At 46.0% G+C, this 24581-nt stretch carries 25 protein-coding genes; 1 reads left to right on the top strand and 24 read right to left on the bottom strand.

The genetic code is table 11. The features are described from left to right. Positions 1–12: 12 nt before the first annotated feature. The 22 genes from hslU to smc form a co-directional block, all read right to left on the bottom strand. Positions 13–1410 carry an ATP-dependent protease ATPase subunit HslU gene (gene hslU, locus AC5W2J_RS10700; RefSeq protein ID WP_496059444.1) on the bottom strand — a complete coding sequence of 466 codons (1398 nt, stop codon included), beginning with the start codon at positions 1408–1410 and terminating at the stop codon, positions 13–15. Positions 1411–1442: 32 nt separating this feature from the next. After that, a complete protein-coding gene (gene hslV / locus AC5W2J_RS10695) occupies positions 1443–2000 on the bottom strand; it encodes an ATP-dependent protease subunit HslV (RefSeq protein WP_496059443.1) in 558 nt (185 codons plus the stop codon). A gap of 3 nt (positions 2001–2003) precedes the next feature. Then, positions 2004–2927, bottom strand: a complete 924-nt coding sequence (gene xerC, locus AC5W2J_RS10690) for a tyrosine recombinase XerC (RefSeq protein WP_496059442.1) — start codon at positions 2925–2927, stop codon at positions 2004–2006. Positions 2928–2996: 69 nt separating this feature from the next. After that, entirely contained in the window at positions 2997–4304 is a 1308-nt protein-coding gene (gene trmFO / locus AC5W2J_RS10685; RefSeq protein ID WP_496059441.1) for an FADH(2)-oxidizing methylenetetrahydrofolate--tRNA-(uracil(54)-C(5))-methyltransferase TrmFO, read from the bottom strand. 124 nt (positions 4305–4428) lie between these two features. Then, positions 4429–6507, bottom strand: a complete 2079-nt coding sequence (topA, locus tag AC5W2J_RS10680) for a type I DNA topoisomerase (protein ID WP_496059440.1) — start codon at positions 6505–6507, stop codon at positions 4429–4431. 186 nt (positions 6508–6693) lie between these two features. Then, positions 6694–7572 carry a DNA-processing protein DprA gene (dprA, locus tag AC5W2J_RS10675; protein WP_496059439.1) on the bottom strand — a complete coding sequence of 293 codons (879 nt, stop codon included), beginning with the start codon at positions 7570–7572 and terminating at the stop codon, positions 6694–6696. Between the two features lie 87 nt (positions 7573–7659). Next, the gene (gene sucD, locus AC5W2J_RS10670) at positions 7660–8577 is read right to left on the bottom strand and encodes a succinate--CoA ligase subunit alpha (protein ID WP_496059438.1); all 918 of its coding nucleotides are present in this window, start codon (positions 8575–8577) and stop codon (positions 7660–7662) included. 18 nt (positions 8578–8595) lie between these two features. Then, positions 8596–9756, bottom strand: a complete 1161-nt coding sequence (sucC, locus tag AC5W2J_RS10665) for an ADP-forming succinate--CoA ligase subunit beta (RefSeq protein WP_496059437.1) — start codon at positions 9754–9756, stop codon at positions 8596–8598. A gap of 187 nt (positions 9757–9943) precedes the next feature. Next, a complete protein-coding gene (locus tag AC5W2J_RS10660; RefSeq protein ID WP_496059436.1) occupies positions 9944–10231 on the bottom strand; it encodes an EscU/YscU/HrcU family type III secretion system export apparatus switch protein in 288 nt (95 codons plus the stop codon). Further along, positions 10228–11934, bottom strand: a complete 1707-nt coding sequence (locus tag AC5W2J_RS10655; RefSeq protein WP_496059435.1) for a hypothetical protein — start codon at positions 11932–11934, stop codon at positions 10228–10230. Before AC5W2J_RS10655 ends, AC5W2J_RS10660 begins: the two co-directional genes overlap by 4 nt. A 21-nt stretch (positions 11935–11955) precedes the next feature. Further along, positions 11956–12720: a ribonuclease HII gene (rnhB, locus tag AC5W2J_RS10650; protein ID WP_496059434.1), complete on the bottom strand. Its 765-nt coding sequence runs from the start codon at positions 12718–12720 to the stop codon at positions 11956–11958. A gap of 46 nt (positions 12721–12766) precedes the next feature. Further along, positions 12767–13630, bottom strand: coding sequence for a ribosome biogenesis GTPase YlqF (gene ylqF / locus AC5W2J_RS10645; protein ID WP_496059433.1), 864 nt, complete (start codon positions 13628–13630; stop codon positions 12767–12769). 104 nt (positions 13631–13734) lie between these two features. Next, complete coding sequence (gene rplS, locus AC5W2J_RS10640) at positions 13735–14079, bottom strand: 50S ribosomal protein L19 (RefSeq protein WP_120192273.1); 345 nt, start codon at positions 14077–14079, stop codon at positions 13735–13737. Between the two features lie 115 nt (positions 14080–14194). Continuing rightward, positions 14195–14905, bottom strand: coding sequence for a tRNA (guanosine(37)-N1)-methyltransferase TrmD (gene trmD, locus AC5W2J_RS10635; RefSeq protein ID WP_496059432.1), 711 nt, complete (start codon positions 14903–14905; stop codon positions 14195–14197). Continuing rightward, positions 14905–15405 carry a ribosome maturation factor RimM gene (rimM, locus tag AC5W2J_RS10630; RefSeq protein WP_496059431.1) on the bottom strand — a complete coding sequence of 167 codons (501 nt, stop codon included), beginning with the start codon at positions 15403–15405 and terminating at the stop codon, positions 14905–14907. The genes trmD and rimM overlap by 1 nt, the downstream gene beginning before the upstream one ends. Next, entirely contained in the window at positions 15392–15808 is a 417-nt protein-coding gene (locus tag AC5W2J_RS10625; protein WP_496059430.1) for a YlqD family protein, read from the bottom strand. Before AC5W2J_RS10625 ends, rimM begins: the two co-directional genes overlap by 14 nt. Positions 15809–15911: 103 nt before the next feature. Then, complete coding sequence (locus tag AC5W2J_RS10620) at positions 15912–16142, bottom strand: KH domain-containing protein (protein ID WP_496059429.1); 231 nt, start codon at positions 16140–16142, stop codon at positions 15912–15914. Positions 16143–16170: 28 nt separating this feature from the next. Beyond that, positions 16171–16455 carry a 30S ribosomal protein S16 gene (gene rpsP, locus AC5W2J_RS10615; protein ID WP_120192278.1) on the bottom strand — a complete coding sequence of 95 codons (285 nt, stop codon included), beginning with the start codon at positions 16453–16455 and terminating at the stop codon, positions 16171–16173. A gap of 83 nt (positions 16456–16538) precedes the next feature. Next, a complete protein-coding gene (gene ffh, locus AC5W2J_RS10610; protein WP_496059428.1) occupies positions 16539–17888 on the bottom strand; it encodes a signal recognition particle protein in 1350 nt (449 codons plus the stop codon). Further along, on the bottom strand, positions 17870–18214 hold the full coding sequence (locus tag AC5W2J_RS10605) for a putative DNA-binding protein (RefSeq protein WP_496059427.1): 345 nt from the start codon (positions 18212–18214) through the stop codon (positions 17870–17872). The genes ffh and AC5W2J_RS10605 overlap by 19 nt, the downstream gene beginning before the upstream one ends. A 109-nt stretch (positions 18215–18323) precedes the next feature. Then, positions 18324–19301: a signal recognition particle-docking protein FtsY gene (gene ftsY / locus AC5W2J_RS10600; protein ID WP_496059426.1), complete on the bottom strand. Its 978-nt coding sequence runs from the start codon at positions 19299–19301 to the stop codon at positions 18324–18326. Between the two features lie 20 nt (positions 19302–19321). Continuing rightward, positions 19322–22885, bottom strand: coding sequence for a chromosome segregation protein SMC (gene smc / locus AC5W2J_RS10595; RefSeq protein WP_496059425.1), 3564 nt, complete (start codon positions 22883–22885; stop codon positions 19322–19324). A 205-nt stretch (positions 22886–23090) separates the two neighbouring features. On the opposite strand from smc, the gene AC5W2J_RS10590 reads away from it, so the two are divergent. Beyond that, on the top strand, positions 23091–23318 hold the full coding sequence (locus AC5W2J_RS10590; protein ID WP_496059424.1) for a DUF1128 domain-containing protein: 228 nt from the start codon (positions 23091–23093) through the stop codon (positions 23316–23318). Between the two features lie 54 nt (positions 23319–23372). Here the strand turns inward: AC5W2J_RS10590 and rnc are convergent, their stop codons facing one another. Both rnc and acpP read right to left on the bottom strand, forming a co-directional pair. After that, positions 23373–24101, bottom strand: a complete 729-nt coding sequence (rnc, locus tag AC5W2J_RS10585) for a ribonuclease III (RefSeq protein WP_496059662.1) — start codon at positions 24099–24101, stop codon at positions 23373–23375. A gap of 242 nt (positions 24102–24343) precedes the next feature. After that, positions 24344–24577: an acyl carrier protein gene (gene acpP / locus AC5W2J_RS10580; RefSeq protein ID WP_120192284.1), complete on the bottom strand. Its 234-nt coding sequence runs from the start codon at positions 24575–24577 to the stop codon at positions 24344–24346. Positions 24578–24581: the final 4 nt, after the last annotated feature.

Here is a 24581-nt window from a genome sequence, read left to right as displayed (position 1 = left end):
CCTCCTTGTCCCCTATAAAATATATCGGCTCATATCTCTATCTTTAGCTATTGAGTCCAATTTTTCTTCTACATATTCCGGGGTTATTGTTATTTTGTCCATTGTAATACTCGAGGCTTCAAAGGAAAGGTCCTCCAGAAGCCGCTCCAGAAGCGTATGAAGCCTTCTTGCGCCTATATCTTCAGTCTGCTGGTTTACTTCCAGGGCAAGCTCTGCGATCTTTCTGATGGCCGCATCGGTGAACTCCACATTGATGCCTTCTGTTGCAAGCAGTGCCTGGTACTGTTTCAACAACGCGTGATCGGGTTCTTTTAAAATTTTAATAAAGTCTTCTATATTTAAGCTGTCCAGCTCCACACGGATAGGAAAGCGCCCCTGGAGCTCCGGAATTAAGTCGGAAGGCTTCGACATATGAAAGGCTCCGGCTGCAATAAATAGAATGTGGTCGGTCTTTACAGGGCCGTATTTCGTCGTGACGGTTGATCCTTCTACAATGGGAAGAATATCACGCTGCACGCCTTCCCGTGATACATCTGCACTGCTGCTCTGCTGCTTGCCTGCTACTTTATCTATTTCATCTATAAAAATAATGCCGAGCTGTTCTGCTTTAAATACAGCATCCTGGCCTATTTCATCCATATCTACAAGCTTTTGGGCTTCCTGCTCCGTTATTACTTTTCTCGCATCTCTTACAGTCAGCTTGCGTGAGGTCTTTTTCTTCGGAAGCATGCTGCTCATCATTTCCTGCATGTTCATTCCCATTTGATCCATACCGGCACCCTGGAACATATCTGCCATGGAAGAAGACTGCTGCTCTACTTCCACTGCAACGATATGGTCTTCAAGTTCTCCCATGCGCAGCTTATGCTCTGTCTGTCGTCTCTGCTGCGCAATTGTCTGATCTTCCTGCTCCGGTTCTTCCTCCTCCTCTCCATTCTGCTGCTGAAAGAACATTTCAAATGGGTTTTTTACAGAGGAGTTGTTTTTCTTTTTCTCGGGCACGAGCAGCTTAACGAGCCTTTTGTTTGCCTCGCGCTCTGCTTCTCCCTGAACACTCGTCATCTTTTCTTCTTTTACAAGCCTTACTGATGTTTCCACCAGATCACGGATCATTGATTCCACATCACGGCCGACATAGCCTACTTCTGTAAATTTTGTTGCTTCCACCTTTGCAAACGGTGCTCCGGCCAATTTAGCAAGCCTGCGGGCAATTTCGGTTTTACCAACGCCGGTGGGGCCGATCATAAGAATGTTTTTTGGAGTGATTTCCTCCTGGACGGATTCAGTCAGCCTGCTTCTGCGATAACGGTTACGAAGCGCTACCGCTACGGAGCGTTTGGCAGAGTGCTGTCCTACGATATATTGATCCAGTTTTTCAACTATTTCTTTGGGGGTAAGCGATATGCTCATGCTCTGTTCTCCCTTCCAGCCTTAACTCATTATTATTCAGATGCTTCGTGAATTTCTTCCATTGTCAGCTGGTCATTTGTGAAGACGCAGATTTCTCCAGCTGTCCGGAGAGCCGCCTCTGCAATAGCCTTTGCTTCCATATTCGGAGCATAATTTTTTAGGGCGCGCCCGGCTGCAAGGGCGTAATTTCCGCCCGAGCCGATAGCAATCATATCGTCATCCGGTTCAATGACTTCGCCGGTGCCGGCTACAAGAAGCAGCGTATCTTTATCCATTACAATCAGCATGGCTTCCAGTCTTCTAAGCGCCTTATCGCTGCGCCACTCTTTTGCAACTTCCACCGCTGCACGCTGCAGGTTGCCTTTCCACTGTTCGAGTTTTCCTTCGAACATATCAAACAAAGTAAATGCATCTGCAACGGAGCCTGCAAAACCTGCCAGTACCTGGCCGTTATAAATTTTTCTTACTTTTTTAGCCGTATGTTTCATGACCACTGCCTGTCCGAACGTTACCTGGCCGTCACCGGCCATCGCACTGCGGCCGTTATGCCTGACTGCAAAAATAGTTGTTGCATGAAAAGATTGATCCATAAGTCAGTCCTCTCTTTTCTCCGCTCTGGGATGAGCTTTGTCATACACCTGTTTTAAACGGTCTTTCGTCACATGTGTATATATCTGCGTGGTGGATAAATGTTCGTGACCAAGCAGATCCTGTACACTTCTCAAGTCTGCTCCATTATCAAGCATATGGGTGGCAAATGTATGTCTGAGGTCATGGGGAGAGAGCTTTAAAGTATTTGAGACGTCTTTTACCCTTTTCTCCACAATGTAACGACAGCCTCTATCTGTTAAAGCTTTTCCTCTATTATTTAAGAACAAAGCCTGATCTTCCCCGTTGTTTTTAGCGGCGAGCAGTTTTCTGCCCTGCTCCCGGTAACTGGTAACTGCCTCAAGAGCAAAAGAGCCGACAGGTATATAGCGCTGCTTCTGGCCTTTTCCTTCCACCAGGATCATCTGCGTCGCATTATCCACATCCGCTTCCGTTAGTGATGTGCACTCGCTGATACGCATTCCCGTCGAATAAAGCAGTTCAAACAAGGCCAGATCCCTTTGTCCGGCAGGTTTGGATGTATCAAAAGACTGAAACAGCTTTTCCAGTTCTTTTGTGTACAAAAACCGCGGCAGTTTCTGCTGTTTTTTTGGCAGCACTGCTGCCTGAAAAGGGTTAACCGCTACTTTTTCTTCACGTTTTAAATATTTATAAAATGTCCGGAGAGCGGAAATTTTGCGGGCGAGCGTTGCTCTTTCATAATTTTTGGAAAACAAATGCGTATAATACTGCCTCACAACAGCTGTATCTATCTGGTCGCCATAATGAAGGCCTTCCTGCTGCAAAAATGCAAAAAAAGCCGCAATATCTTCTTTATACGCTTTGATCGTCAAAGAAGAAGCATTTTTTTCTATTTGCAAATAGCGAATAAATGATTGAACCTCTTGGTGTAATGCTGATTCCTGCATTCACGTCACCTCATTGACAAAAGCTATTAAATCTTATCACAGGAGAGAATGTAACCGCAACCCAATATATTATTTTTTCATAAAATTCTGAATGGATTCCAATGCCCGATCAGCCAGCTTTTCATTTCGTTCCTGTTTTTTACGGATTCTTGGCTCCAGCGGGGATAACAGGCCAAAGTTGGCATTCATCGGCTGGAAATTCTTCGGATCTGCGGTCGTAATATAATGAGCCAGTGCGCCAATGACCGTTTCATGAGGAAGAACTTCCGGTTCTTCGCCTTTGACTAAATGAGCTGCGTTTCTACCGGCCACCAGTCCTGCCGCTGCAGATTCCACATATCCTTCTACGCCTGTAATCTGACCGGCAAAAAACAAGTCTTTTCTTGCTTTCGTCTGGTACGTCGGTTCCATTAGATTTGGTGAATTAATAAACGTATTACGGTGCATTACGCCATAGCGCACTACTTCTGCATTTTCAAGACCCGGTATAAGGCGCAGGACTTCTTTTTGCGGCCCCCACTTTAAATGGGTTTGAAAGCCTACAATGTTATAAAGTGTACCCGACTGATTGTCCTGGCGCAGCTGCACAACCGCATACGGACGTTTCCCTGTCTCCGGATGCTCAAGCCCTACCGGTTTCATCGGGCCAAACAAAAGCGTTTTTTTGCCGCGGTTTGCCATCACTTCCACCGGCATGCATCCTTCAAAGAAAATTTCTTTTTCAAACTCTTTTAAAGGAACGGTTTCTGCTTCGGTGAGTGCCTTGTGAAACCGTTCGAATTCTTCTTCTGTCATCGGACAGTTAATGTAGGCCGCTTCCCCTTTATCGTAGCGGGATTTCAAATACGCTTTGTTCATGTCGATACTGTCTGTTTCAATAATAGGAGCGGCTGCATCATAAAAATACAAATGCTCCTGTCCGCTTAACTCCTGAATCTGCTTTGACAGTTTCTCGGTAGTGAGCGGTCCTGTGGCAATAATGACAGGTCCATCGGGAATTTCCGTAATTTCTTCATGGTGGACTTCAACGAGCTCGTGCTCTTTGACAAGTTCCGTAACTTTAGCTGCAAATTCATGGCGGTCAACCGCAAGGGCTCCTCCTGCCGGAACGGCGCAGTAGTCCGCTGCTTTAATAATAACCGAATCAAGCTGTCTCATTTCTTCTTTCAGTACGCCTACCGCGTTGGCCAGGCTGTTTCCGCGCAGGGAGTTGCTGCAGACCAGTTCGGCAAATTTGTCTGTATGGTGAGCCGGCGTCTGTTTAACCGGTCTCATTTCATATAATTTCACGTTTATGCCTCTATTAGCCAGCTGCCAGGCTGCTTCACTTCCTGCCAGGCCTGCCCCTATTACCGTAACTGTATGCTCTTTATTCATACGCCCCATTCCTTTCTTCGTTTCATTTTTTTACTATCGACGTGTTTCTTCCATTGTACATACTGCATAGCAAAACCCCTTTTTTCAAAGGGGTGTCTGCTCTTGTGTGGTTCTGCTTCATGATTTAGTTCGGCTCTTCTTTATAATCACATACGGTACATTCAACATGTACCCCTTTTTTCGTTTTCTTTTCAACAAGCAGATGATCGCCTTTCGGGCACTCTCTTGAAATCGGCTTGTCCCACGATACAAATTCACATTCAGGGTAGCGGTCGCACCCATAAAATGTACGCTGTTTTTTACTTTTTCTTTCAACCACATTTCCTGTTTTACACGTAGGGCATTTTACGCCGATGTCTTTAACGATTGCTTTCGTATTACGGCAGTCCGGGAAATTGGAACAGGCCATAAATTTTCCGTAGCGGCCCATTTTGTATACCATCGCGTTTCCGCAGAGTTCGCAGTCTTCACCTGCCGGTTCGTCTTTTATCTCTACTTCACGCATTTCTTCCTCAGCTACTTTTAAGCGCTTATCGAATCCCTGGTAAAAGGCATCAATAATTTCGATCCAATTTTCACTGCCCTCTTCCACAAAATCCAGGTCACTTTCCATTTTGGCAGTAAAAGCAACGTCCAGAATTTCTGGGAAAAACTCCACTACGAGCTCCAGGACAATTTCTCCCAGTTCTGTAGGAACGAAACGCTTGTCCTGCAGGGAAACGTAATTTCTGCGCTGGATCGTATCCAGGGTCGGCGCATAGGTGGACGGACGGCCTATCCCCAATTCTTCCATTGTTTTTACGAGCCTTGCTTCCGTATAGCGTGGAGGCGGCTGCGTAAAATGCTGATTTTCTTCTATTTCGACTTTTTGTACTTCCTGGCCTTCTTTTAAGTCCGGAAGCAGCCGGTCTTCTTCTTTTTTGCCATCGTCTCTGCCTTCAACATACACCTTCATAAAACCGGCAAACTTAATTTTGGAACCAGTCGCTCTAAACATTACGCCGTTGTTTTCCAGATCCACACTCATGGTATCCATCACAGCGGGGGCCATCTCACTTGCTACAAGACGCTCCCAGATTAGTTTATACAAGCGGTACTGGTCTCTTGATAAGTTTGGTTTTACATTTTTAGGTTCGTACGTGACAGAAGTTGGACGGACGGCCTCATGGGCGTCCTGTGTGTTGTTTTTCTTTTTCGCCGGCTGCGGCGTATCTTTCCGGGTGTATTCCTCGCCGTATTTTTCTTCAATAAACGACTTCACTTCTGTTTTGGCAGTGTCGGAAACTCTTGTTGAATCCGTTCTCATATAGGTAATTAAACCAACCGTTCCTTCTTTTTTCCCCAAGTCGATTCCCTCATAGAGCTGCTGGGCAATCATCATGGTCTTCTTTGCACGGAAGTTAAGTTTTCTTGCGGCTTCCTGCTGCAGGGAAGAAGTCGTAAAAGGCTGAACGGGATTTCGTTTTCTTTCCTTTTTGGTTACTTTCTGGATCGTAAAATTATCGCCCTTCATCCGGCCGGTTACTTCATTAACGTCTTCCTGCGTCTGAAGGGTTGCTTTATTACCATCCAGCTGATGGAACTTGGCATCAAAAGATTCTTCTCCTGTGCTGAATGTTCCTTCTATACTCCAGTATTCTTCCGGAATGAACGCCTGAATTTCTTTTTCTCTATCAATAATCATTTTGACGGCAATGGACTGCACACGTCCGGCACTGAGTCCTTTTTTTACTTTTTTCCATAACAGGGGACTAATATTGTACCCGACCAGTCGATCAAGAATTCGTCTTGCCTGCTGCGCATCCACTAAATCCATGTTAATTGGTTTTGGGTCTTTAAATGCATCTTTAATGGCCGTTTTTGTTATTTCGTTAAAAACAACCCGGCAAGGTGAGGTTTCATCAATGTTCAAGCTGTGCGCTAAATGCCACGCGATCGCTTCCCCTTCTCTGTCGGGGTCAGCTGCGAGATACACTTTTTTAACCTTCTTTGCGGCTGTTTTTAATTCTTTTAACACAGGCCCTTTCCCGCGTATCGTTATATACTTGGGCTCATAGCGGTTTTCTGTATCTACTCCCATTTGACTTTTCGGAAGATCCCGAATGTGCCCCATCGAAGCTTTCACCGTATATTTTTTGCCAAGATATTTCCCGATTGTTTTCGCTTTAGCGGGAGATTCAACGATTACTAGATAATCTGCCATAGTTGGAGTTTCCTCCCCCTTTTCCCTTTTAAAATCTTCACCATTATCAAACACTTTAGATATCTTTGTCAAACATCTTTTAAAAAAATCGTTTTTCTTCTATTTAATATAGTGAAGGATTACAAAGTATCATCATTTTTGCACAGTTATTAAAAGCTGTCTAGCTATTTACATTTACAGCTGGGATTACTTCCAGCCGGAAGCTGTTAAATCCTCATATTTCAGGACCGGTTCCGCGCCCTCTGCGATCAGCTGATTCGTGCCTGCACTTTCTTTTGACAAAATCGAACCAGGAAGTGCTTTAATATCCTTTCCCTGTTCAAGACCCTGATAAGCAGTGATTAGGGATCCGCTTCTTTCTTTTGCTTCCACCACAAACACTGCATCCGATAATGCGCTGATAATCCGGTTTCTCATCGGAAACTGCCATTTCTGCGGAGAAACCGCCGGAGGATATTCGCTCACAAGTAAATGCCTGTTTTTTATCAGCCTGGCAAGCTCAACGTGCTGTTTAGGATAAATGTGCTCAAATCCGGAACCGAGAACGGCTATTGTCCGGCCGCCGTTTGCGATGCACGCTTTATGAGCAGCACCGTCGACTCCTGCTGCGAGACCGCTGATAACGGTGATGTTGTCTCTGGTCAATTCGGGCATAAACGTTGAAATAACTTCTTTCCCATAAGCCGTCGGGGTTCGCGACCCAACAATTGCCAGCATTTTAGGCGAATAAAACAGCTCTTTGTCCCCTAAAAAGTACAGCACCCAGGGAGGATCGTATATTGATAGCAGGCGTTCTGGATAGGTTGGATCGAGACAGGTTATAGTTTGAATGTTACATGACTCGTAATAGGCTGCCATTTGGTGAGGCTCTGTGTCCTGAAAATACTTAAAAAGACCCGCGGCCTGTGCGCTGGAGAGCTTGAGCGTTTCCTGCAGACGGGTGGGACTGAATGTATAAACCGACGAAAACGATGAATCTATGTAATATAAAGTACGCAGCCTGTGCCACGTCATAAATGGAGCCGCATGCAAATGAAGCAGTCGTTCGGAAGGAGTTAATGTCATGGGTTGTTCCTTTCTTATCGGGGAGTGGCCGAGCGGGGAATAATAATGAATAAGGCGGCGCTGTCGAAACAGCGCCGCTTTTTTTATTTATTTTGCTGTAGGTTCATGAGTCAGACACTTATCATACAAATTGTTTTCTTTAAGTGCTTTTAGAAGCGTATCGCCCATATCAGACGGCGTTGCCGCTACACTGACACCGCATGCTTCAAGTGTTTTGATTTTTTCTTCAGCTGTTCCTTTTCCTCCGGAAATAATAGCGCCTGCGTGGCCCATTCTTTTGCCTGGAGGGGCTGTTGCACCGCCGATAAATCCAACAACAGGCTTTTTCATGTTCGCTTTGATCCACTCTGCAGCTTCTTCTTCTGCAGTTCCGCCGATCTCGCCGATCATGATGACAGCCTCTGTATCATCATCTTGGTTAAACGCATTAAGAACATCAATGAAGTCCGTACCGTTAACAGGGTCGCCGCCGATTCCTACGGCAGTTGACTGTCCTACACCTGCTGTAGAAAGCTGATGAACCGCTTCATACGTCAAGGTGCCGGATCTGGAAACAACACCTACATGGCCTTTTTTATGAATGTAGCCCGGCATAATACCAATCTTACATTCATCAGGTGTGATAACACCCGGGCAGTTAGGACCGACGAGACGGGTTTTTTTGCCTTCCATGTAACGTCTCACTTTCGTCATATCCAATACAGGAATGCCTTCTGTGATGCAGATAGCCAGATCAAGCTCTGCATCGACAGCTTCCATAATGGCGTCTGCTGCGAAAGCTGGTGGAACATATATTACGGATGCAGTAGCACCTGTAGCATTAACAGCATCTGTCACTGTATCAAAAACAGGGATGCCTTCTACTTCTGTACCGCCTTTTTTAGGGGTTACACCGCCTACGATCTGCGTGCCATATTCAACAGCCTGTTTGGTATGAAACAAGCCGGTTGCGCCTGTAATACCCTGAACAATTACCTTTGTATCTTTATTGATAAAAATACTCATGATTATTGACCCGCCTTTCTATTTTACTAGAGATACAATTTTTTGTGCGCCATCAGCCATGGAGTCAGCCGCGGTAATATTAAGACCTGATTCTTTAAGAATTTCTTTTCCACGTTCTACGTTTGTACCTTCAAGGCGGACAACGAGCGGGATTTCAAGTCCAATCTGTTTAGTTGCTTCCACAACACCATCTGCAATGATGTCACACTTCATGATGCCGCCGAAAATGTTTACATAAATACCTTTTACCTGCTCATCGGAAAGGATGATTTTAAAGGCTTCTGTTACTTTTTCAGCAGTCGCACCGCCCCCAACGTCAAGGAAGTTGGCGGGATCACCGTGATAGTGCTTGATGATATCCATTGTAGCCATAGCAAGACCGGCTCCGTTTACCATGCATCCGATGTTTCCATCAAGCGCAATGTAGCTTAAATCGTGCTTGGATGCTTCGATTTCTTTTAAATCCTCTTCATCAAGGTCTCTGTATTCTACGATATCCTTTTGACGGTATAACGCATTGGAATCAAAGTTCAGCTTTGCATCAAGTGCCATGACGCCGCCGTCTCCTGTGGTAACAAGAGGGTTGATTTCAGCAATCGAGCAGTCTTTTTCAACAAATACCTGATACAGGCCGAGCATGAATTTAACTGCCTGTCCAAGCTGCTCTTTAGGAATGTTAATATTAAAAGCTAAACGGCGTGCCTGAAAAGCCTGCATGCCGACAGCAGGATCAATATATTCCTTGAAAATTTTCTCAGGTGTTTTTTCTGCCACCTCTTCAATTTCCGTTCCGCCTTCTTCAGAAGCCATCATGACAACTTTAGACGTTTCACGGTCAAGCACAAGGCCTACATAGTATTCTTTTTTAATATCGCAGCCTTCTTCAATAAGTAAGCGCTTTACTTCTTTGCCTTCTGGTCCCGTCTGATGCGTAACAAGTGTTTTACCAAGAATTTCATTCGCGTATTCACGAACCTCATCCAGGTTTTTTGCTACTTTTACTCCACCAGCTTTTCCTCTGCCGCCCGCATGAATCTGGGCTTTCACTACGCTGACTTCTGTTCCTAATTCTTTTGCAGCTTCTACAGCTTCTTCCACTGAGAAAGCCACTTTTCCGTTAGGTACAGCGACGCCGTATTTTCTGAGGAGATCTTTTCCCTGATACTCATGAATATTCATGTATTCTCCATCCTCCTTAACGATTCTGTACGAAGTACCACATTCATTTATCCTGTGGGCAAGGACTGGGCGGAAACATTGAATTATACAAACAATATCTCGCACACATGTATTATCGTATAAAAAAAACGCAATAAATTCAACAATTCGTCAAAACTTTATTTATTTTCTTTTTATGAATGTTTATTCATTTTTTTGTATAGGACTGCCGGTCCAGGCGGTATAGAAAAGAAAACACCTCAGCAACCACTTCATACAGCTCTCCCGGGATGGTCTGATTGATCTCCAGCTGCGCCAGCATTTCAACGAGCATCGGATCTTTTTGGATCGGAATGCCATTAGCATGGGCAAGCGCCAGAATTTCTTCCGCGGTCTGCCCCTTTCCTTTTGCTTTTATAACAGGGGACTGCCAAAGAGCCGGATCATATTTTAAAGCGGCTGCCATTTTCTTTGCTTCCGGTTTTCTGCTGTTCATACTCTAACATCCACCCCTTTATTATCAAGCCGCATAACAGAAGGCTGGATTTGTTTTTTTATTTCTTCAGTCTGCTTCCAGTTTATCGCATACAGCTCATAGTCCATATTATCAAGCTGTGTTTCCAGAAAAGGTTTAAGCATCTCAAACAGACCTTCCGGCTTCGCCTGCCCGTTAAAAATCGTCAGCTGCAGTTTTCGGTTTTGAATCGTAATATCCGCCGCCGTTTCCCCGAGTCTTTCTAAGGTTACGTGTAACAGCATCCGGCAGTGATCGGGATCGAGTTTGCCTTCCGGTGTTTTTTTGGCTTCCCAGTCAATAGTTAAATCAGCTGCAAAAGTTCCGAGAAATAAAGGAATCTGTGTCTGCAGCTGCTGAAGAATGCCGGGTTGTTCCAATGCCTGAAGCTGCTGGGAAGTAATCCGTCCAAGCAGAGGATCCAGCTGCTGTCTGCCTGAAGAACTCAGCTCGGCCTGGGCCTGCAGCAGCCACTGCTTTGCTTCCCCTTCTGCAGCCCCTTCCCGGGATTGGGCAGAAGTATGGGTTAGTACAGATTCGTGAAATAATCCCAGCTTCTGCTGCAGCTGCAGCCACTGTTTGGAAAGCGAATCAAACGACGGATTCCAAAACGTATCCGCTGACGCTTTTGCATGAAACAGCCGCGCCATTGCTTCTTGTTCTACCGGCTGCAGGGCAGGACTTCCCGGTTGAATAAGGGTCTGCAGGGGCCTGGCTTCACTGGACGTAACAGCCGAAAACAACCTTCCGGCCCGTGCCGCCTGCGCTTCCGCGGACAGGGATTCGAGCGATTTTAAAAATGTATGTAAAAACTGCTGCTGCATGGCGGGAGACTGGGCCGGAGCGGAAGATTCGGGCACCGCTGCCCGATATAAAGCAGCCGTCCATCCTGCTGGTGTCTGTCCCGGAGCAGCGGCTCCTGCTTTCACAAGCAGAGAAAAAGCGCCTGCTTTAAGGGCTGCGTCGGATTCTTTCGAAAGGACCGCTTTTGCTGCATCGAGAAGTCCGGGAGAAACAGGGGTCTGGTTTTTATTTACCTGAAGCAGGGCTTCGACCTCTTTAAGCTGCTGCTGAAGAGCCCCGGCAGGCCGACTGTCTGGAGCCGCCTGGTTTTGTATGTTCTGCATGGCCTGCTGTGTATCACGGAAAACGGACGCCGTATTCTTCGGGCTGAGTGCGGCAGCCAGAAGCGACCTGTCCGGCATAATTTTTTTAGCGGCCATGGCGGTCAACGCTTCTACGCTTTTGTCCGCAGCTGCTCCACCGGTTTCTTTTAAAAGCCGGGTGCTTTGTTCGACAAACGCCTGGGAAAAGGGGATATTTTTTTGCAAAAGGGACTGCACGAGCATCTGCGTTGTTTTTGGACCGGTCATGCCTGCTTTCTGAAGAAGCGGCGTCATTACCTCCGGGGTTTTCCCGCGGCCTTCGGCAGGCAGGGGACCGATCACTTTCAAATGCAGTGTTTCTTGATTATTTTCTACACGAAACAAGTAATTTACATTCACATTCAAAGGCGCGGATAACTTTCCCGATATACTATTTTTTCCAATTTGAAGAATCACCTGCTGATTGGGAAGAAGCTTTGCCGCTTTCGCTTGAAACAAGTCCCCTTTCTGCAGAGAGGGGAGACCTGTGGCGGCAGGCCGGCTTTGGAAACTGCTGCCTGTAATATGTTGTACAACCATGCCATTCCTGCCCTCCCCTTTTTATAATAAATCGCTGACCGGTTTAAAACTTTTTCTGTGGTGCCTTGTCAGTCCATGTGCTTTTAATGCTTCTAAATGAGCCTTTGTCCCGTATCCCTTATGGTCTTCAAAAAAATAGCCCGGATAGGCTTCTGCCATTTTTTTCATGGCCCCGTCCCGTTCTACTTTGGCAATAACGGAAGCCGCCGCAATCGATACGCTTCTCGAGTCCCCTTTGATTAAAGACCTCTGCGGCAGTGAAACCGGCAGCTCCATCGCATCAACGAGCAGTGCTTCCGCTTTGACATCGAGTCCTTCGACCGCCCACGTCATCGCCATTTTGGAAGCCTGATATATATTATATTTATCAATATCCGCAGCTCCCACGTTCCGGATACAGTAAGCAATCGCTGCCTCTTTTATTATCTCACTATAATAATTTCGTTTAGCCTCTGACAATTTTTTAGAATCCGTAAGACCCGGAATAACTAATGTTTCCGGAAGGATTACTGCGGCTGCCGTAACCGGTCCGGCCAGCGGCCCTCTGCCAACTTCATCCACGCCGGCAATAAATCGGATGCCCTGCTGATAGTATTCTTTTTCGAATTGACTCATATCTGTATACATCTGCCGCTCTTTTTCCATGAGCTGCTGCTTTTTTTCATAGCTTTTCAATGCATGCTGGACACCCGCTCGTTTATCGTGCTTCCAGGTCTCCAGCTGTTCGCTTGTCGCATTGTTTGTTTTCAGTAATGTTTTTATCTGGGCTATCGTGGATTCTGTCATCTTCTACTCCTTATATCGGCTCCGGCTTTATAACTTTAACTTTTATTTACGCCTCGGGAAGGTCTTCCGGATGCTCCAGCGTAATCGCGCCCAGTTTGTCTTTGCGCAGGTCGTTAATAATCAGCTCTGCAGCCTTATCATAGTCTACAAAGCCTCCCTGAAGCAGACAGCCGCGCTTTCGGCCAATCATTTCAAACAGCTCCGTATTTTCCTCAGGAAGCTCTTCTGTAAGGTTGTAGCGTCTCTGAAGGGCATCCGGGTACTTTGTTCTTAATTCTTTAATAATAAATAGGGCAATATCTTGAAAATCCAGCAGTTCATCTTTAATGGCGCCTGTCGCAGCCAAATGATACCCGACACGTTGGTCATCAAATTTAGGCCAGAGGATACCGGGGGTATCAAGCAGTTCCAGGTCACTGCCTACTTTGAGCCACTGCTGTGCTTTCGTAACACCAGGGCGGTCGCCTGTTTTCGCCGTTTTTCTTCCCACGAGCCTGTTAATTAACGTTGACTTCCCGACATTAGGGATGCCGATAATCATTGCCCGGATTGCACGGGGACGGATTCCCTTTTTTCTCATTTTTTCAAACATAGGCGCCGCCAGACGCTGAGCGGCATTGGTTAATTCTTTTACTCCCCGCTGTTCCAGCGCATTCATCGACAGCACTTCGGTATGGTCATTTTTCCACAGATCCGTCCATTTTGATGTCAATACGGGATCTGCCTTATCGCTTTTCGTTAAAATAATAAGCCGTGGTTTATGCTGCGTGATCGAATCCAGCATCGGGTTTCTTGATGAAAATGGGATTCTCGCATCAGCCAGTTCTATAATAATATCTACTTTTTTCAGTTGTTCGGTTACTTCTCGTTTCGCTTTCGCCATATGGCCGGGATACCATTGAATATGCATCTCTATTCCTACTCTCTTTAACTTACATTTGGTTTTCTATGTATATGTGCCTATTGGAAAAAAGACTGCAGCGGTATACCGCTGCAGTCTTTACATGCATCCTATTAACGAATTTCTTTAATACGGGCTGCTTTTCCGCGTAGTTTGCGCAAGTAGAATAGTTTCGCTTGACGAACCTTACCACGGCGTTTACGCTCAATCTTATCAATACGTGGTGAATGGACTGGGAATGTACGCTCTACACCAGTGCCGTAAGAAATCTTACGAACTGTAAATGTTTCGCTGATTCCGCCGCCGCGTCTTTTGATAACGACACCTTCAAACAGCTGGATACGCTCACGCGTTCCCTCAACTACTTTCACGTGTACGACAACCGTATCACCCGCACGAAATTCTGGTAAATCCGTTTTAATTTGGTCTTTTGTAATTTCGCGAATAAGTTCTTGCATTTGTATTCGCCTCCTTTTCCCCATGCTCTTGCCCGTTCAACGGCAGCGGAACATCGTATTCAATCGGCTTTCGCCACAAATTACATCATAGCACAGCGAAAGCTTCACTTCAATGCTATTTTTTATTATTTTCGCAGTCCATTTTACCGTCCAGTAAATCCGGGCGCCGCTCCTGCGTGCGCTTTAATGATTCTTCCCGGCGCCACGCTTCAATATTTTTATGATGGCCGGACAACAGTACATCCGGGACCTTCCAGCCCCTGAATTCCGCCGGTCTCGTATAGTGGGGATGTTCCAGCCTGTTTTCTTCAAACGAATCTTTTTGTGCCGATTCCTCGTTGCCTAATACTTCAGGAAGCAGGCGGGTTACGCTGTCTGCAATGACCATCGCTCCCAGTTCTCCTCCCGTCAGGACGAAATCTCCGATCGAGATTTCGTCGGTCACCATATGTTCCCGAATACGCTCGTCATAGCCTTCATAATGTCCGCATACGAGAATCAAGTGCTGCTCCCCGGCAAGCTCTCTTGCTTTTTCCTGGGTGTAGCGGGCTCCCTGCGGACATAAGAGAACAATCCGCGGCTTTGTGTCCCCGGCCGCCTCTTTAACAGCCTCCAGAGCATCGTAGACAGGCTGGGCGGCAAGTACCATTCCCGCTCCTCCTCCATATGGATAGTCATCTACGCGATTGTGTTTATTCTCTGTGTACTCCCGGAAATTATGAAGAACATACTGAACGGCGTTTTTTTCCTGTGCTTTTTTAAGCATGGAAGAATGCAGCACGCCTTCGAACATTTCCGGAAATAATGTAAGAAAATCGATCCGCATCAGGAAAGCAGCCCCTCTATCACATGAACATCAATTCGTTTCGATTCGATGTCTATTTTTTTGACTACATCGTCAATATACGGAAGCAGAATGTCCTTCTTATTCTGGCCGGCAGATATGACCCAGACGTCATTTGCACCTGGAGAGAGAATTTCTTTAATTTTTCCTAAATAATCCCCCTCATCACTCCAGACGCCGCATCCAATAATATCGCTGTAGTAAAACTCTCCATCTTCCAGCTCTCCGCGTTCGGTTTCCGGAATTTTGAGCACGGTGTCTTTTATTTCCCGGGCCTGGTCCAGGGAAGTGATTTCTTCAAACGTTAACAGCTGAAACTGTTTATGGGGCCGCACTGCTTTAATAGTAAGGGGGCGGTCGCCGACGTAAAGCACATTGCCGGTACGAAACCGCTCTTCTTCAAAATCAGTTACCGGGATTACCCGTACTTCGCCTCTTACGCCATGTGTATTAACAATTCTGCCTACATTAAACCATTCCATTCGTATCTTCTGCCTCCACTGCTCTAATCTCGATCACACGCTGGTCTTTTACAATGATTTCCTCCCGGCTTCCGCCGATCCATGCATCTCCAACCTGAACATCCTTCACCTGGTCCACCTGGCCGAAAGATATCTCTGTACCAATTGCCAGATCTTTAAGCCTTGTGATCTGTTTATCGAGTTTATCATTTTTGTCTTCCCGCTTTTTCGCTTCCTGGCCGAGGCGTCCTACCGCCTGCTGGTTGGCCTGGCCGTTTGATTTTTTATATTTCTGCAGCTGAAAACGCAGCTGTTCAATTTCTGTCTGAAGCTTTTTTTTCTGCTTTCCAAAATCCGCAAGCATTTTTTCCCGCAGAGATTCTGTTAAAACGTGTTTGACTGTTACTTTTTTTATTATATTCATTAGCTCACCTCTTCTATTAAAATTATATAGGTTTTTTCCTTTTGTTTCTATGTAAATACAAAAAAAGAGCGGAGTCTCCCCCGCCCTTTTCCAGTCGTTTTGTTTAATCCGCGATTTCGAGACGGACATGCTGATGCTGCTGCGACGCTGCAGCATACACGACAGACCTGATCGCGGTAGCTACTTTGCCTTGCTTTCCGATTACTTTCCCCATATCTTCTTTGTGTACAGACAGGGTAATCACTCTGGTCTGGCGCTGCTGCTCTTCGCTCACAGTTACATGTTCAGGGTGGTCAACTAAAGCTCGCGCAATTGTTTCCACAAGTTCTTTCATCCTGTTACCGCCTTTCTGCCTTCATAAACTATTTCGCTTTTTTTGCTTCGCTTTTTGCTTCATGAAGCTTTTGCATAAGGCCTTCACGGGAGAACAAGTTTCTTACTGTGTCAGAAGGTTTTGCACCATCCTGCATCCATGCAAGAGCTTTGTCTTCGTCAAGCTTTACAGCTGCCGGCTTCTCCAAAGGATTGTACGTTCCGATTTCTTCAATAAAACGTCCATCACGAGGAGCGCGGGAATCCGCCACTACTACACGGTAAAAAGGTCTCTTTTTTGAACCCATTCTTTTAAGTCTGATTTTAACTGCCATATATAGGCACCTCCTAGATTATTTTCGCACATTTGCTTATTATAATAAAAAATTGTAACGCTGTAAAGGGGTTTTCCTTTTCACTACATAAATGGGAAGGACATATTGCCTTTTCCTTTTTTCTTTCCTTTGTTCATTGTGCTCATCTGCTTCATCATTTTCTTCATATCTTCGAACTGTTTAAGCAGGCGGTTCACATCCTGAATTGTCGTACCGCTGCCTTTTGCAATACGCCGTTTCCGGCTTGCGTTGATTATGGAAGGCTCTGATTTTTCTTTTTTGGTCATCGAACGCACAATGGCTTCCACACGGCCGATCTGGCTCTCATCGACCTGGGCGTTTTTAAGGCCTTTCATTTTTCCGGCGCCGGGAATCATGTTTAACAATTCATCGAGCGGCCCCATGCCTCTAACCTGTTCGAGCTGTTCCAGGAAATCATCGAACGTCAGATCAGCCGTGCGCATCTTTCGTTCCATTTCCTTGGCTTTTTCCTCGTCCACCGAGAACTCCGCTTTTTCAATAAGTGACAACACGTCTCCCATTCCTAGAATCCGCGAAGCCATCCGTTCCGGATGAAACGCTTCAAGCGCATCGATTTTCTCACCGGTACCGGCGAACTTGATCGGTTTATCTGTAACAGCCTTAACCGATATCGCCGCGCCTCCACGTGTATCGCCATCCAGTTTTGTCAGCACCACTCCCGTAATACCGAGCTGCTCATTGAAACTTTCTGCCACATTGACTGCATCCTGACCCGTCATCGCGTCAACTACGAGCAGAATTTCATCGGGATTTACTGCTTCTTTAATATTAACCAGCTCATCCATCAGCGTTTCATCCAAATGCAGGCGGCCGGCTGTATCAATCAGCACATAATCCTGATGATCTTCTTTTGCCTGTTCTACAGATCGTTTCGCAATTTCCACCGGGCTTATCTGGTCTCCCATGGAAAACACAGGCATGCTCAGCTGGGTGCCTAGCGTTTCCAGCTGTTTAATGGCGGCCGGACGATATACGTCGGCTGCTGCCATAAGCGGATTACGATTATTTTTTTTGCGGAGAAACTGAGCAAGCTTTGCCGTCGTCGTTGTCTTACCTGCACCCTGCAGGCCGACCATCATAACAACGGTCGGTGACTTGGAGGAAACTGCAATTTTGCTCTGTTCTTTTCCCATCAGGTTGGTCAGCTCTTCGTTAACTACTTTAATAACCTGCTGGCCGGGTGTCAGGCTTTTCATTACTTCCTGGCCCGTTGCCCGCTCTTTAACGTCGTTGACAAACTTTTTAACAACTTTAAAGTTAACGTCGGCTTCAAGCAGCGCAAGCCTTACTTCGCGCATCATTTCTTTTACATCTGCTTCCGTGACGACGCCGCGGCTTTTTATTTTGTCAAAGGTTCCCTGGAGTCGTTCAGCTAATCCTTCAAATGCCATTCGCTTATTCCCCCCTCTTCCATTGTTTCCAGCTGTTCTACATACTGCAGTACGCGGGCGCTGTCTGTTTTGATCTTTTCATACAGTTCAGACCTTGCTATATACTTACTGTATAAACCAAGCTTCTGTTCGTATTCTTCAAGCATTGCCTCTGTGCGCTTGATATTATCAAAAACAGCCTGGCGGCTCACTTTGAACCACTCTGCAATTTCACCTAGTGAGTAGTCATCTAAAAAGTAAAGTTCTACATATTTTTGTTGTTTGTCGGTTAAAAGAAGCTGGTAAAAATCAAACAGGGCATTAATTCGGACCGTTTTTTCTAACATGGTCTCCACCTTCTTCTGCAAAATATCTATTACTTTAAGCTTTTGGATGGAAAGGACGATTTTATTTTAACGCATCAAATATATTCCGTCAAGTTAAAAACTTAACAGTCTATGCTTCAACGAGCTCCTTGAAAAGCCCGTATACAAACTGCTCGGCATCAAATGGCTGCAGGTCCTCCACTTTTTCTCCCAGGCCGATTAGTTTCACCGGCACATCGAGCTCGTTTCGAATAGCCAGGACAATACCGCCTTTTGCCGTTCCGTCCAGTTTCGTCAGCACAATACCGCTGATATTTGTTGCCTGCTTGAATGTTTTCACCTGGCTCAGCGCGTTCTGGCCTGTCGTTGCATCCAGCACGAGCAGCACTTCGTGCGGTGCATCCGGAATTTCTTTGCTGATCACGCGTTTTACTTTTTCCAGCTCATTCATCAGGTTTACTTTGTTCTGCAGACGCCCCGCGGTGTCACAGAGCAGAATGTCCGCGTTTTTTGAACGCGCGGACTGGATCGCATCATACATTACAGCTGCAGGATCAGATCCTGCCTGCTGCTTTACGACATCAACACCGACCCGCTCTCCCCAAACTTCAAGCTGCTCAATCGCTCCGGCACGAAATGTATCGCCTGCAGCAAGCATTACTTTTTTTCCTTCCTGTTTAAAGGAATGGGCGACTTTCCCGATTGTTGTCGTTTTGCCTACTCCGTTCACGCCTACAAATAAAAAGACAGTGAGTCCCTCTTCCTGGACGTTAAGCCGGGTATCGTCTTCCCGCTTTTCCAGCTTTGCTGCCAGTTTCTCGCTGATAACCGGCGCCAGCTTCCTCGTATCGGTAATGTTCTGGATGCGCGCTTCGTGTTCCAGCTCTTCGACCAGCTCCATTACGGTTGTTACGCCTACGTCGGCTCCAATCAAAATCTCTTCCAGCTCTTCAAAAAAGTCTTCATCCACGGTGCGGTACTGGGCAAATAGTTCGTTCATGCGCCCGGTGAAATTATCTCTTGTCTTGCTTAGGCCGTCTTTAAATTTAGACGTCACGCCGTCTGACTGATTGGTAAATTTATCTTTTAATTTATCAAAAAAGCTCATCGTCTTCCTCCTCGTTTGTCTTATACTGTTGCTTTCATAGCTTCTTCGAGCTTCACAGAAACCATTCTCGAAACGCCGGACTCCTGCATCGTCACCCCGTACAGCACATCTGCTTCTTCCATTGTTCCTTTACGGTGGCTGATTACAATAAACTGAGTCGTTTCGCTGAACGTCCGGAGGTATTTGGCAAATCTCGTTACATTCGCTTCATCAAGAGCTGCTTCTACTTCATCGAGCACACAGAAAGGTGCCGGTTTAACCTTTACAATTGCAAACAGCAGCGCAATAGCGGTCAGTGCCTTTTCGCCTCCGGACAGCAGGGATAAATGCTGCCTTTTTTTGCCCGGCGGCCGTGCCATGATATCTACTCCTGTCGTCAACAGCTCGTCCGGATTGGTCAGGTACAGATCGGCTTCCCCGCCTCCAAACAATTCCGCATAAATCTGGTGGAACTCTTTTTTTATAGCTGTAAACGTTTCGCTGAACCTGCGGGTTACTTCTTCATCCATTTCTGCCATTACTTCATCGAGGGATTCTTTGGCTCCGGTCAAATCCTGCTTCTGGGCGGAAAGGAAGGTAAATCGTTCGTACACTCTTTCGTACTCTTCCACAGCACCAAGGTTCACCGTTCCTAGCTCGTCAATATCGAGCTTGAGCAGATGAATCCGGTCACGGACCGCTTCCGGCTCGCCTTCTAATGTATACGTGTCTTTTGCCCGCTCAAAGCTCATTGACAGATGATCCTGAATGAACTGAAGCCTTGTTTCCAGTTCGGCATCCAGACGGTTGACCTGTACTTTTACTTCATGGTGGCTGTTCTGTTCTTCTGTCTGCTTTTTTTGGAGTCTTATCTGCGTTTGTTCGATCTCTTCACTTTTTTCCGATCTGCGCTGCTGATCGATTCGATCGGCTTCTATTTTTGCAGAAAGCTCTTCAATGGCTTCTTTTACCTGTTTTATGTCGGACTGCAGCTGCTTTTCGCCGCCCTGCATGGATACAATATCATTTGTAAAATACTCCAGGTCCTCTTCCGCGCGTTGAAGCTCTGTTTTTCTTTGTTCATGTTCTTTTTGAAGGCGGGCAACTTCTCGTTCCTGGTTAACGACCGTTTCGTGCAGCGCCGACCATTCCATTTTCCAGGCTGTTTCTTTTTCTTTCGCTTCGCTTACTGCAGCTGTCCTGGCTTTTTCTTTCTGTTCGGCTGCTGAAATATCTTCATCCAGCTTTTCAACTGCCGCCTGCACTGATTCTTTATTTTCCTGGAGCAGCGCTTCTCGTTCCTGAATACGGTTCAGCTCCGCCTGCAGGGAAAGAGCTTCCCGGTCATAATGAGAGAGCCTTGAAGTGACGCTGTCCAGCTTTGTTTTTGCTTCATGGGCAAGTCCTCTTGCCTCTTCCGCTTTTAAGCGGGCTTGTTCCCGTTTTGATTTTGCAGCCTGCCAGTCTTCATATTGTTTTGCAGCTTCCTGTTTTGCCTGCTCTGCTTCTTTTTCAAGCTGCACGGTCTTTTTCTGCATGTCTTTTAACGATTCTTCCAGCTTGATTCTTTCCTGTTTTCTGCCGAGCAGAGCCGAGCCCTGACGCTGCAGAGCCCCGCCGGTCATTGAACCGCCCGGATTCACTACATCGCCTTCCAACGTGACGATTCGCACACGGAATCCGGACTGTCTCGCCATTTGATTGGCCGCTTCCAGGTCTGCCGCTAAAATTACATGACCGAGAAGGGAATGGACGATCGCGTGGTAGGTATCATCTGCCGCAATATGCTCCGCTGCCACTCCTTCGTAGCCGGTCATTTGCTCAAGTTGTTTTTTTGTATTTGCCGGTACTTCTTTTCGGCGGATGGAGGTGATCGGAAGAAAGGTTGCTCTTCCTTTTTTCTGCTGCTTCAAATGGGCAATCGCCGCACGTGCGTCCGCTTCCTCTTCTACGACAATATGCTGCATGGCAGCGCCAAGAGCAGTTTCCACGGCCGTTACATATTTCTCCGGCACTGTTATCAGTTCCGCCACGGCTCCGATAATGCCTTTGAGCTTTGCACTGCGCGCTTGTAATATTTCTTTTACACCTTGATTAAAACCAGAATAATCGGTTTCCATTTCTTTTAACAGCGAAAGCCTCGATTTAGCCTCATCCAGGTAGCGGTAGGCTTTGTACATCTGCTTTTCTTTTTCCGATGCCTCAGCGCTTATCAGCCGGCTGTTTTTTTCGGCCTGTTCTTCGGCTTCTTTGCAGGCCAGATCCTGGCTGCTCCATTCGCTGCTTTCTTTCTGCTTTTCTGCAAATACGGCTTCGGCTTCTTTGCGCTCGTTTAGAAAAGCTTCATTTTCGGCATCAGCGGACCCGGCTTTACGGCGCATTCCCGCCTGTTGATCCTGAAGGTATTTTTCTTCATTACGGATCGCTGCACGGGCATTGAGCTTTTCGATATAATCCGATTTCATGTCTTCTATCTGCGGCTGCAGAGAATTCATATTTTCGGCAAGCTGCTTTTGAATGAGCGACAAGGACTCTTTTACCTGCTCTTCTTTAGCTTTGAGCTGCTCCAGCTCTTCTTTTCTCGCTTCCCAGTCTTTTCGGGTGGAGTCAGACTGTCCATGCAGCTGTTCTATTCTTTGCTGCAGTTCCGCTTTTTTTTCTTCGATATTTTTTTCTTTTTCCTGAAACAGCAGGCGTCTTCCTTCTTCTTTTTCCAGCTGCTCCCGGAGCATCATATATTTTTGCTGGTTTTCTTCCAGGTCAATGGCATGTTTTTTCATCCTGCTTGTTAACCGCTCGCGTTCTTCCTGCAGACCGGTCCATTCTTTTTCCGTTTGTTTATATTTTTTTTCTAATTCTTCGGCTTTAGCAACCTGTGTTTCCCATTTTGCATGCCGTTCTTCTATTTCATAAACTGTAAGAGCGGCTTCCTGCTGCTCGAGTTCTTCAGATTTTTCCAAGTATTCTTTTGCCAGCGATGCCTGTTCTTTCAATGGCTCGATCTGGCTTTCAAGTTCATGCAGAATATCTTCGACTCTCTGCAGGTTTTCCACTGTGTCCTCGAGCTTCCGGCCTGCCTGTTGTTTTCTTTGTTTGTATTTAAGAACACCGGCTGCTTCTTCAAATATGGAGCGCCTGTCTTCTGGTCGGCTCGAGAGCACTTCTTCCACTCTGCCCTGCCCGATAATGGAAAAAGCTTCTCTTCCCATTCCGGAGTCCATAAACAAATCAACAATATCCCTGCGCCGGCAGGGCTGCCGGTTCATTAAGTATTCACTTTCCCCGGAGCGGTAAAGCTTTCGTGTAATGCTGATCTCTCCCCATTCCATTCCAAGCTCTTCCTGCTCATTGTCGAGTACAAGCGTTACTTCAGCCATATTCAGCGGAGCTCTCGTATCGCTTCCTGCAAAAATAACATCTTCCATCTTTGCACCACGTAAAGACCGGGGCGACTGCTCGCCGAGCACCCAGCGTATCCCATCTGCAATATTGCTTTTTCCACTTCCATTGGGACCAACTACGGTTGTCATTCCCGGTGTGAATTCTATGTCCATCTCTTCAGCAAAGGATTTAAATCCTTGAATTTCCAATCGTTTGAGGAACATCCAATTCCCCCTCTATTATTTCGTATTTTATTTCAGCCGGCACGTTTTGGATTTTTGTCCAGAGTCTGCGCTGATATTTCACTGCAACACTTTATTTTATCATATTCTTTCAGGGTTCAGAAGCATTCATCCTGTAATTTACCTTTGCTCTTTTTGGGAAAAACCCCTACAATAAATAATTATCGAACAATCTGGAGGAGATAGTGTGAGTTTACAAGAACCAACGACAGAAAATGTTCATGAAATGATGGACGTTATGAGAATGAAGCTTCAAATTGTAAACCCGGCAGCACTTGACGCTGAAAACTTTGATCTGAACCGTTATGATGAAATCAAAGAACTATACGATATGGTAAGCACTAAAAGCAAGATCAGCGTAAGTGAAATGGACGCTATCGTATCCGAACTTGGAAAATTGACTAAAAGCAGATAAGCTGCCTGAATAGAAGACCGCCACTCTTTCCCGGGAAAGAGTGGCGGTCTTTTTTTACTTGGAGCCGCTGCCGTGGTTCTGCTCCAGGTATTTCAGGGCATTTTCAGCTGCCTGCTGCTCTGCTTCTTTTTTAGAGCGGCCGGTGCCTTCCCCAAGTACCGTATTATCGAGTTTAAGCACGGCAAAAAATTCCCGGCTGTGGGCAGGTCCTCGTTCATCCTGAATTTCATAAAGAAGGGTGCCCCCGTTTTCTTTTTGAATCGTTTCCTGAAGCTGGCTTTTAAAATCCATCATATGCGAAAAAGCACCGTTTTTCAGCTTTGTAAACATCGACTCGTTTAGAAACAACTGAGCCTGTTCCATTCCCTGATCGAGATACAAAGCACCTAGAAACGATTCGTACACATCGGCAAGCAGTGCCGGGCGGAGTCGTCCTCCCGTCATTTCTTCTCCTTTTCCGATGAAGACAAGTTCGCCGAATCCCTGTTCTTTTGCAAGCTTCGATAAGGACGGTTCACAAACAGCTGCCGCTCTGAGCTTCGTCATTTCCCCTTCGCTCATATCCGGGAAGTGGGTAAATAAATACCGGGAAACAGCCAGTTCGACTACTGCATCTCCTAAAAATTCCAGTCTTTCATTATCCTGTACAGACCGGATCCGATGCTCATTCACATAGGATGAATGCGTAAAAGCTTGAAATAACAAATGTTCTGTCTTAAATGTAAATCCAAGCTGCGTCATTTTCTCTCTAATGCGCTGCTTTTGTTCAGGAGGAAACACCATTTTTGCCCCCGTTTTTTTTCTTTTTTTTGATACCGGCGGTTTTTGGCTTGATGAATGTGACATATCTTTTGGCATCACTCTTTTCTCCTCTGCGAAACATCAGCGCCCGATAAGCAGCTATGTTTCCTTTTCATTTTCTCCAGGCTTATATAGAAACAGCCAAGTTCCTAAAAGAACTTGGCTTATTCATATATATCATACCAAATACCTTTTATTAATAAAAAGGATAATCATCAGGGATGTTATTGCTGAGCCTGTATGTAATCTACTACATCAGCCACAGTAACAATTTTTTCTGCATCTTCATCAGAAATTTCCAGGTCAAACTCATCTTCAAGCTCCATTACAAGCTCGACTACGTCCAATGAGTCAGCGCCTAAATCTTCTTTGAATCTAGCTTCTCTGGTTACTTCTGTTTCCTCTACCCCAAGGCGTTCTACTACAATACCTTTTACGCGTTCTTCTACATCTGCCATGCTT

The sequence above is a fragment of the Sinobaca sp. SA16-1 genome (genome assembly GCF_059510515.1).
This window is presented reverse-complemented; position numbering and strand designations above follow the sequence as displayed.

Excerpts from the sequence above, each read along its gene's own strand:
- hslU (WP_496059444.1), bottom strand. The coding sequence starts at position 1,410 with ATGAGCATATCGCTTACCCCCAAAGAAATAGTTGAAAAACTGGATCAA.
- hslV (WP_496059443.1), bottom strand. The coding sequence starts at position 2,000 with ATGGATCAATCTTTTCATGCAACAACTATTTTTGCAGTCAGGCATAAC.
- xerC (WP_496059442.1), bottom strand. The coding sequence starts at position 2,927 with ATGCAGGAATCAGCATTACACCAAGAGGTTCAATCATTTATTCGCTAT.
- trmFO (WP_496059441.1), bottom strand. The coding sequence starts at position 4,304 with ATGAATAAAGAGCATACAGTTACGGTAATAGGGGCAGGCCTGGCAGGA.
- topA (WP_496059440.1), bottom strand. The coding sequence starts at position 6,507 with ATGGCAGATTATCTAGTAATCGTTGAATCTCCCGCTAAAGCGAAAACA.
- dprA (WP_496059439.1), bottom strand. The coding sequence starts at position 7,572 with ATGACATTAACTCCTTCCGAACGACTGCTTCATTTGCATGCGGCTCCA.
- sucD (WP_496059438.1), bottom strand. The coding sequence starts at position 8,577 with ATGAGTATTTTTATCAATAAAGATACAAAGGTAATTGTTCAGGGTATT.
- sucC (WP_496059437.1), bottom strand. The coding sequence starts at position 9,756 with ATGAATATTCATGAGTATCAGGGAAAAGATCTCCTCAGAAAATACGGC.
- AC5W2J_RS10660 (WP_496059436.1), bottom strand. The coding sequence starts at position 10,231 with ATGAACAGCAGAAAACCGGAAGCAAAGAAAATGGCAGCCGCTTTAAAA.
- AC5W2J_RS10655 (WP_496059435.1), bottom strand. The coding sequence starts at position 11,934 with ATGGTTGTACAACATATTACAGGCAGCAGTTTCCAAAGCCGGCCTGCC.
- rnhB (WP_496059434.1), bottom strand. The coding sequence starts at position 12,720 with ATGACAGAATCCACGATAGCCCAGATAAAAACATTACTGAAAACAAAC.
- ylqF (WP_496059433.1), bottom strand. The coding sequence starts at position 13,630 with ATGCATATTCAATGGTATCCCGGCCATATGGCGAAAGCGAAACGAGAA.
- rplS (WP_120192273.1), bottom strand. The coding sequence starts at position 14,079 with ATGCAAGAACTTATTCGCGAAATTACAAAAGACCAAATTAAAACGGAT.
- trmD (WP_496059432.1), bottom strand. The coding sequence starts at position 14,905 with ATGCGGATCGATTTTCTTACATTATTTCCGGAAATGTTCGAAGGCGTG.
- rimM (WP_496059431.1), bottom strand. The coding sequence starts at position 15,405 with ATGGAATGGTTTAATGTAGGCAGAATTGTTAATACACATGGCGTAAGA.
- AC5W2J_RS10625 (WP_496059430.1), bottom strand. The coding sequence starts at position 15,808 with ATGAATATAATAAAAAAAGTAACAGTCAAACACGTTTTAACAGAATCT.
- AC5W2J_RS10620 (WP_496059429.1), bottom strand. The coding sequence starts at position 16,142 with ATGAAAGAACTTGTGGAAACAATTGCGCGAGCTTTAGTTGACCACCCT.
- rpsP (WP_120192278.1), bottom strand. The coding sequence starts at position 16,455 with ATGGCAGTTAAAATCAGACTTAAAAGAATGGGTTCAAAAAAGAGACCT.
- ffh (WP_496059428.1), bottom strand. The coding sequence starts at position 17,888 with ATGGCATTTGAAGGATTAGCTGAACGACTCCAGGGAACCTTTGACAAA.
- AC5W2J_RS10605 (WP_496059427.1), bottom strand. The coding sequence starts at position 18,214 with ATGTTAGAAAAAACGGTCCGAATTAATGCCCTGTTTGATTTTTACCAG.
- ftsY (WP_496059426.1), bottom strand. The coding sequence starts at position 19,301 with ATGAGCTTTTTTGATAAATTAAAAGATAAATTTACCAATCAGTCAGAC.
- smc (WP_496059425.1), bottom strand. The coding sequence starts at position 22,885 with ATGTTCCTCAAACGATTGGAAATTCAAGGATTTAAATCCTTTGCTGAA.
- rnc (WP_496059662.1), bottom strand. The coding sequence starts at position 24,101 with ATGGTGTTTCCTCCTGAACAAAAGCAGCGCATTAGAGAGAAAATGACG.
- acpP (WP_120192284.1), bottom strand. The coding sequence starts at position 24,577 with ATGGCAGATGTAGAAGAACGCGTAAAAGGTATTGTAGTAGAACGCCTT.